7 protein-coding genes are annotated in these 8,266 nt (G+C 45.9%); 6 read left to right on the forward strand and 1 reads right to left on the reverse strand.

Annotated elements, in window-relative coordinates; genetic code table 11:
- Window positions 1-52 precede the first annotated feature (52 nt).
- The 6 genes from C3B73_RS07020 (at window position 53) to C3B73_RS07045 (ending at window position 7,833) form a co-directional block, all read left to right on the forward strand.
- Complete coding sequence (locus C3B73_RS07020; protein ID WP_103663920.1) at window positions 53-724, forward strand: IS1595 family transposase; 672 nt, start codon at window positions 53-55, stop codon at window positions 722-724.
- Window positions 721-1,110: an NfeD family protein gene (locus C3B73_RS07025; RefSeq protein WP_103664893.1), complete on the forward strand. Its 390-nt coding sequence runs from the start codon at window positions 721-723 to the stop codon at window positions 1,108-1,110. The genes C3B73_RS07020 and C3B73_RS07025 overlap by 4 nt, the downstream gene beginning before the upstream one ends.
- A 1-nt stretch (window position 1,111) precedes the next feature.
- Window positions 1,112-2,047, forward strand: coding sequence for an SPFH domain-containing protein (locus C3B73_RS07030; protein ID WP_103664894.1), 936 nt, complete (start codon window positions 1,112-1,114; stop codon window positions 2,045-2,047).
- A gap of 11 nt (window positions 2,048-2,058) precedes the next feature.
- A complete protein-coding gene (locus C3B73_RS07035; protein WP_103664895.1) occupies window positions 2,059-2,991 on the forward strand; it encodes an SPFH domain-containing protein in 933 nt (310 codons plus the stop codon).
- A gap of 807 nt (window positions 2,992-3,798) precedes the next feature.
- Window positions 3,799-4,170 (forward strand): endonuclease domain-containing protein, encoded by a 372-nt coding sequence (locus C3B73_RS07040; protein WP_198597301.1) that lies wholly within the window; start codon window positions 3,799-3,801, stop codon window positions 4,168-4,170.
- 345 nt (window positions 4,171-4,515) lie between these two features.
- Window positions 4,516-7,833, forward strand: a complete 3,318-nt coding sequence (locus C3B73_RS07045) for a type ISP restriction/modification enzyme (RefSeq protein ID WP_103664896.1) — start codon at window positions 4,516-4,518, stop codon at window positions 7,831-7,833.
- A 197-nt stretch (window positions 7,834-8,030) separates the two neighbouring features.
- Here the strand turns inward: C3B73_RS07045 and C3B73_RS14080 are convergent.
- On the reverse strand, window positions 8,031-8,266 hold a 236-nt coding region (locus C3B73_RS14080), incomplete at its 5' end, for a hypothetical protein (protein WP_232803059.1).

An 8,266-nucleotide genomic window follows, 5' to 3' on the forward strand; every position in this document is an offset into this window, starting at 1 on the left:
GGGTCTTATGAAGTATAGCATGTTATAAAATCTTGTAACATATTGCTATACAATGAATAACAAGTATTATAAACGGTCACATATTTCAGAAGCTAAATTTCGGCATCTGATCAAGTGTTTTTCGTTAGATTTAACCGCAACGGAAACGGCTGAGTTAACCGGCATTTCATTGCGATCGGTTACCGTGATCTTTGACAAACTGCGCCATCACATCGCTCGATGGTCTGAGCAATCGGCTCGGATCCAAGGCATCATTGAGGTTGACGAGTCTTATTTTGGTCCACGACGAATTCCTGGTAAACGAGGACGAGGAGCTTCGGGTAAAACCATTGTCTTTGGCATTTTCAAACGTAAGGGCAAAGTCTATACCGAAATTGTCCCTGATGCAAGAAAAAAGACACTCCAGTGTATTATACGTGGAAAAGTGGCCCCGGCCAGTGTGATTCACAGTGATGGTTGGCGAGGCTATAATGGCCTAGTGGATGTGGGCTATGACAAACATTATCGTGTTCAACATGGCCAGGATGAATTCGCCAATTCCTCGAGTCACATTAATGGCATTGAATCTTTTTGGAGTTATGCCAAACGCCGGTTGGCTCAATTTAATGGGGTATCGAAATCTCATTTTTATGTGTATTTAAAAGAAACTGAATATCGCTTTAATCATCGAAATCAAAACTTATACAAGATCTTACTGAAGAAGCTTAGAGAAGAACCTCTTTGAGCTCTAAACTTCATAAGACCCTTGGTTTTTTGGAGGATCCGCTGACGGCTACCTTCATCTGGCTGTTTACTTCTACAGTCATGACCATTGCCATACGACCATTCATCAATAAATATTTCAAAGGTGAGAGTTCGTACAAATTAGCGGATGAGGACTTTGAAGCTATGGATCAGGTGGTGGAAGTAACGGAACCGATCAACGAATTTAACAATGATGGGCGAATCCGGTTTCAGGGGATCTCATGGCAGGCACGTTCGCTCGAGGGCGACATTCCCGCCGGAGTTCAGGTTCGCATCAAATACCGTGACAACACCACATGGATCGTGGAACCGGTCGACCTAATTGACCAGACAGGTCATCAACTTAAAGACTCAAATAGAAACTGACATGATTTGGACTACACTGCTGATCGTAATCGTTTTATCATATTTCATTCTTACCCGTTTATTCCAGATCGTGGAATTTCGGGAAGAAGTGATTCAGGAACGCCTTGGTAAATACAAGAAAACCCTGAAACCCGGTTTTCACTTCTTAATTCCTTTCGTTGACCGCCCGGCATACAGTCAGGAAATGCGCGAACAGGTCATCGACGTTCCCAGCCAAACCTGTATCACCAAAGACAATATTGAGGTGTCTGTGGATGGCCTCGTTTATCTGAAAGTGATGGATTCCTACAAAGCGAGTTATGGTATCTCAAACTATCAGGCTGCGGCAGTTAATCTGGCTCAAACCACCATGCGATCTGAGATCGGTAAAATGACCCTGGATGATACCTTTTCGGAACGGGATAAAATGAATGAAAATATTGTTCGTGAGATCGACAAAGCAGCCGATCCTTGGGGCGTTAAAGTGATGCGTTATGAGTTAAAAAACATCAACCCATCTAATGAGATCGTGGATACCATGGAGCGGCAAATGGAGGCCGAACGGGAGAAACGGGCTGAGATCACCAATTCAGAAGGTCATCGGCAGGCACGGATCTATGAGTCGGAAGGTGAGCAGCAAAGTCAAGTGCTGGTTTCTGAAGCAAATCGGCAAAAGCGTATCAATGAAGCTAAAGGCCGGGCTAAGGAAATTGAGCTGGTGGCAACCGCAACTGCCAAGGGCATTCGCCGCGTGGCCGAAGCGATCGAAAAACCGGGTGGTGACTTGGCCGTAAAAACAAAGCTGGTAGAACAATACATCAAGCAGTTTGGGAATATCATCAAAAAGTCGAATGTCTCTGTCCTCCCTACCGAAACTGCAAACCTGAAGACCTTTTTTGAAGGGGTCAGTCAGATCAGTGACCACACTAAAGACCCATCAACCCAAACCGGTAAATAAGGAGTATCACAATGGAAATCATGGAATCGATCAGTAAGGTATTATTAGGACTCTTCTCCATTTATGTGATGTACCAGTTTATTCGGTCACTCAGGATGGTACCCAATCAGTTCGCTTTTATTGTAGAACGACTTGGTAATTATCACAAAACCCTGGGGCCCGGGTTTCACGCCCTCATCCCGATCATTGATAAGGTGGTGTACAAACAGGACCTGAGAGAGGAAACCATTGAAGTGGAACCTCAGGAATGCTTTACCAAAGACAACGTCAAGGTAGAAGTGGATGGAGTGATCTATCTGAGTGTGGTTGATCCGGTGAACGCCAGTTATGGGGTCACTGATTACCGGTATGCCGCTGTACAGCTGGCCCAAACCACGACCCGTTCAGTTCTGGGTAATATGGATCTTGACGAAACTTTCGAAGAGCGTGCCGCTATGAGTAAAGAAGTGGTGAAAGTGCTCAGCGAAGTAGAACAAGTGTGGGGGATCAAAGTGCACCGTTATGAGATCAAGAATATCGTGACACCGCGCACGGTTCAAAAAGCCATGGAGCGACAGATGACGGCTGAACGTGATCGTCGTGCCATCATCGCCAAATCGGAAGGAGTTAAAGGCTCTAAGGTCAATGATGCGGAAGGTATGCGGGCAGAGATCATCAACATTTCTGAAGCCGAAATGCAGCGTCGTATCAACGAGGCAGAAGGGTATGCTGAAGAGATCCTTTCCATTGCTGAGGCTACGGCCAAATCTATTGAAGAAGTAGCCGCTGCCCTTTCCCAGCCTAAAGGTAAAGAAGCCATGAAGCTTCAGCTTTCCGAAAAATACCTGGATACCCTATCCGGTCTGGGCCGGGATCAAAACAGCGTGATCCTGCCAAAAGACATCTCAAATTACGAGGCGTTAATGGAAGGTCTTTCCCTGAAAGATCTGGATGATAATAAGTAACTAAATAATTTTGTTATCTCGGTCTGACGGATTATCCGTCTGACCGATCGATGAAGGTACCACCCAAGCCTGTTCTGCTTTAAGCATGTCTAACTTTTGAAGCTTAATTCATCGATCAGACGGTTCATTGCAAGATTTGAAGGTACGGTGCATGTCCACCCGTCAGATCGGGGTTGATTGCCATGACTTACAGGACCCTATCCCTTCCCTCGGCTCATATATTCATTCAACTGAAACCATTTCACCGCCGCAGGGCAAGGGGACGTCTTGGGAAGAATCTTGGCAGGTAGTACAATTCAACCAAAACGAATCTCTTTTTGGGCTCGGTAGCAAAACCAACATCATCTGTTATTCAGGCGTCTCCTTCCCTGGCGCGCTTGCGCGTTAGGGAAGGAACAAGGATGGGTCCCCTGGCCGGGCGATCTGCCCTGCCCTATCTTGCCAGAGTTTTCTATTTTATAAACCTTATTGTGTTGGGTTGCCACTCTGTACAGAACCCTATCCCTGTCCTTTTCCCTAACGCACTCTTTTACGATTTTTTGTATTGGATTTAGTCATTAGATCTTTCCGAATAGCCATGCTTTATCAACCAGTTTGCGCCAAGGGAAAGGGGACGCCTTAGTGAGGATTTTGGCAGGTTGTACAATTCAGCCGAAACGATTCTCCTTTTGGGCTCGATGGTAAAAGCAACTTCCAATTTCACCAGTGCGTCTCCTTCCTTGCAAGGCGCAGCCGCCGGAGGGAAGGAACAAGGACGGGTCCCCCGGCCGGGCTTGCAGTTTTCCCAAAAAAGAACCTATTTCCACCATGAACCTAACATGGAAATCCATAACAGAAATAGCCCGGGAGCTTCGAAAAAATCCAACGGCATCTGAAAAACTGCTTTGGAAACATCTAAGAAAACGCCAGCTCCAAGGCTATAAATTTCTCCGTCAAAAACCATTTGTACATGAGCAGCGAGAGAACCGTCGATACTTTTATATCGCTGACTTTTACTGTGCCGAATTAAACTTAGTAATTGAAGTAGATGGGAAAATTCACAATTTCCAAAAAGAATATGATTACCAGCGGGACTTGGTTTTGAACGGATTGGGTTTGAGAGTGCTGCGAATTAAAAATGAGGAGTTGGTGGATATGGATGGGGTTTTGGAGCGGATTTTGGAGTATGTGCCTGAATGAATTTGTTGCCCTGTCCAACAAAACCCAATCCCTGTCCCTTTCCCTCCGGCTCACCTGAACAAATTCTCAAACCTTTGCGCCGCCGCAGGGCAAGGGGACGCCTTGGCAAGGGATTTAGCAGGTAGTACAATTCAACCAAAACGATTCTCCTTTTGGGCTCGGTGGTAAAAGCAACATCCAATCCCACCAATGCGTCTCCTTCCTTGCGGAGCGTTAGCGTCACGGAGGGAAGGAACAAGGATGGGTCCCCTGGCCGGGCGAGCTCATAGTTTCCACCAACCCCAAATCCCCATTGCCATTAATCCCTAATTTTATTAGCCTAAGCGCCAACCAAATTGTTTTTTTATGACCATCCAGGAATACGTTGATCAGTTAAACCGAAGATTTAAAACGGGGATTTCGCGGGAGCACAGTTACCGGGGCGATTTGCAGACGTTGCTCGAGTCGCTGCTCGATAATATTTTGGTGACCAACGAACCCAAACGCTCGGATGTGGGTGCCCCGGATTATATCCTCACCAAAGGCAAAATTCCTGTCGGCTATATTGAAGCCAAAGATATCGGCGATCCCGATCTCGGCGGTAAAAAGAAAAACAAAGAGCAGTTCAGCCGGTACAAAGACGGCCTGCCCAACCTCATCTTCACCGATTATCTTGATTTCCACCTGTACCGTGACGGCGACTTTATCACCTCCATCCGAATTGCGGAAATTGAAGACGGAAAGATCGTCGGCAAGCCGGAGAATTACGGCGAGTTCGAAAACCTGGTCAAAGATTTTGGAACGCATATTGGGCAGACCATTCGGAGCGCCAACAAGCTGAGCAAGATGATGGCCGGTAAAGCCCGCATTTTGGCGGATGTGATTGAAAAAGCCCTGAATGCCGATGCCGAAAAGGGCGACCGCGTGAATGAGTCGGCCAACAACACCCTGCGCGAGCAATTGTCGGCTTTCCAAAACGTGCTGATTCATGATATCAATCCCAAGGAGTTTGCCGATATTTATGCGCAGACAATCGCCTACGGCATGTTTGCCGCCCGGCTGCACGACCCGACCCTCGATACTTTTGATCGCCACGAAGCCGCCGCGCTTATCCCCAAAACCAATCCCTTTTTACGAAAGCTGTTCCAGTACATTGCCGGCTACGACCTGGACGACCGCATTGTGTGGATCGTTGACGGGCTCGCCGATATTTTCCGCGCTACGGATGTGGACGGGCTGCTCAGGAACTTCGGGAAAGCCACGCAGCAGCAAGATCCTATCATCCATTTTTACGAAACCTTTTTGGCGGAATACGATCCCAAGCTGCGCAAAAGCCGCGGCGTTTGGTACACGCCCGAGCCGGTGGTTAATTTCATTGTCCGCGCAGTGGATGATATCCTGAAAGATGAATTCGGGCTGAAGGACGGGCTGGCCGATACCACTAAAACCACCGTGAAGGTCAATACGGACGTGAAAGACAAGCGCTCGCCCACGGGCTATAGGCAGGAAGAACAGGAAGTGCATAAAGTACAGATTCTGGACCCGGCGGCGGGAACCGGAACTTTTTTGGCGGAAGTGATCAAGCAGATTCACAAAAAGTTTGAGGGACAGCAGGGCATTTGGGAGAAATACGTGGAAGAGCACCTCATCCCGCGCCTGAACGGATTTGAGATTTTGATGGCGAGTTATGCCATGGCGCATTTGAAACTGGACCTGCTGCTTCGCGAAACGGGCGTGGAACCGAGCGGGAGTCAGCGCTTCCGGGTGTACCTCACCAACTCGCTGGAAGAACACCACCCCGATACCGGCACCCTCTTTGCCAACTGGTTGAGCGAAGAAGCTAATGAAGCCAACCACATCAAACGCGATACGCCGGTGATGGTGGTGTTGGGGAATCCGCCGTATAGTGGAATTTCCTCAAATATGGGAGAATGGATTTCTGAACTCATTGAAGATTATAAATATGTAGACGGAAAACATTTTGGAGAAAGAAAACACTGGCTCCACGATGATTATGTGAAGTTCATTCGATACGGACAACATTTTGTAGAAAAGAATGGAGAAGGTGTTTTAGCCTATATCAATAATCATAGTTTTATAGATAATCCTACTTTTAGGGGGATGAGATGGAACCTATTAAAGACCTTCGATAAGATATTTATTATTGATCTGCATGGTAATATGATGAAAAAAGAGACGTCACCAGATGGTATTGAAGACAAAAATGTTTTTGATATTCAGCAAGGTGTATCAATAAATCTCTTTATTAAAAATGATGTAAGTGATAAATCTGATGAATTAGCTGAAGTATATCATTACGATTTATGGGGTAAACGAAATAACAAGTATGATTTTTTGAGGAAGAACAATGTTTGGTCAATTGAATTTGAAAAATTACAACCACAATCAACTCATTATTATTTCTATCCTCTGAATTATAAGATTGAAAAGAGGTATAAAGGATTTTTTGGTCTTGATAATTTATTTAAAGAAAATGTTACAGGAATCGTAACAGCAAGAGACTCTCTCGTTATTGATATTCATAAAGAGAAATTACTGAAAAGGATCACTGAATTTTCAGATGAGAGTTTTTCTGATGAAGAAATTAGAAATCGTTTCTTTGGTAACAAGAAGGGAGGAAAATATCCCCCAGGTGATTCAAGAGGTTGGAAACTTGGGGAAGCAAGAACAAATATTCAAAATCATAACCATGAACATTTGATTCGCAAGATTCATTATCGTCCTCTTGACTATAGATTTATCTATTATTCTCCTGATATGATAGATTGGGGAAGAGAGAACTTAATTCCCAATTTGTTTAATAAAGAAAATGTGGGTTTAGTCTTTCCAAGACAAGCTGTAACTGATAATTGGTCCCATGTTCAGGTTACTAAAGACATGATTGACAATCGAACCCACTATAGTAATAAAGGTATACCGGTTATAGCTCCACTCTACCTCTACCCCAAGGAATCCACCCAACAAACCCTCGACGGCAAGCCCGAGCGTACGCCCAATTTAGACAAGAAAATCGTTCAGGAAATAGCGGAGAAGCTGGGGCTGAAGTTTGTGCCGGAGAAGGAAGACACCAAAGGCACGTTTGCACCCATAGATTTACTGGACTACATCTACGCCGTACTGCACTCCCCAAGTTACCGCGAGAAATACAAGGAATTCCTGAAGATCGACTTCCCGCGCGTGCCCTATCCCGAAGACCCGGAGCAATTCTGGAAACTGGTGGAACTGGGCGGCGAGCTGCGCCAAATTCACCTGTTGGAGCATCCCGTGGTAGAGAATTTTATAACGACGTACCCGGAATCGGGAAGTAATATTATTTCAAACCGGCTGACGAAGAATGATCCGGGGTTTGTTGTTGATGGTGATGATGAAAGCAATGAAAAATCCAAAGCCCTTAAAGGCAAGATCCTTCGGAGGTATCCTCAGGATGACTCGGAAGATGACTTGGAGTTGGGTAAAGTTTGGATCAACGAAGAACAGTATTTTGGCAACGTGCCGAAGAAAGCCTGGGAGTTCTACATCGGCGGCTACCAACCCGCCGAAAAATGGCTCAAAGACCGCCGTGATCACGAACTCACCATCGAAGAAATCCAACACTACCAAAAAATTATTGTCGCCCTGATGGAGACGGATAGGATTATGCGGGAGATTGATGGGGTTTGGTGAGTTTGACCAACTCCACGGTCTGACGGCTTGCCGTCCGTCTGACCGATTGTTGGATTCAAGCACCCATGGCTATTCTACATTAAGCATGTCTAACTTTTAAAGCTTAATTCATCGATCAGACCGGTTATCGGTCAGATCGAGTTTGGTTGCCCCATCCAACCGGACCCTAACCCTGGCCCTTTCCCTAACGCACTCTTTTACGATTTTTTGTATTGGATGTAGTCATTAGATCTTTCCGTATAGCCATGCTTTATCAACCAGTATGCACCAAGGGAAAGGGGACGCTTTGGTGAGGATTTTAGCAGATAATACAATTCAACCAAAACGATTCTCCTTTTGGACTCGGTGGTAAAAGCAACATCCAATTTCACCAGTGCGTCTCCTTCCTTGCGGAGCGTTAGCGTCACGGAGGGAAGGAACAAGGATGGGTCCC

Source organism: Gracilimonas amylolytica (assembly GCF_002911695.1).
Classification (GTDB): domain Bacteria; phylum Bacteroidota; class Rhodothermia; order Balneolales; family Balneolaceae; genus Gracilimonas; species Gracilimonas amylolytica.

What these genes read in the sequence shown, in the direction of transcription:
- C3B73_RS07020 (WP_103663920.1), top strand. Translation starts at nt 53, where the DNA reads ATGAATAACAAGTATTATAAACGGTCACATATTTCAGAAGCTAAATTT.
- C3B73_RS07030 (WP_103664894.1), top strand. Translation starts at nt 1,112, where the DNA reads ATGATTTGGACTACACTGCTGATCGTAATCGTTTTATCATATTTCATT.
- C3B73_RS07035 (WP_103664895.1), top strand. Translation starts at nt 2,059, where the DNA reads ATGGAAATCATGGAATCGATCAGTAAGGTATTATTAGGACTCTTCTCC.
- C3B73_RS07040 (WP_198597301.1), top strand. Translation starts at nt 3,799, where the DNA reads ATGAACCTAACATGGAAATCCATAACAGAAATAGCCCGGGAGCTTCGA.
- C3B73_RS07045 (WP_103664896.1), top strand. Translation starts at nt 4,516, where the DNA reads ATGACCATCCAGGAATACGTTGATCAGTTAAACCGAAGATTTAAAACG.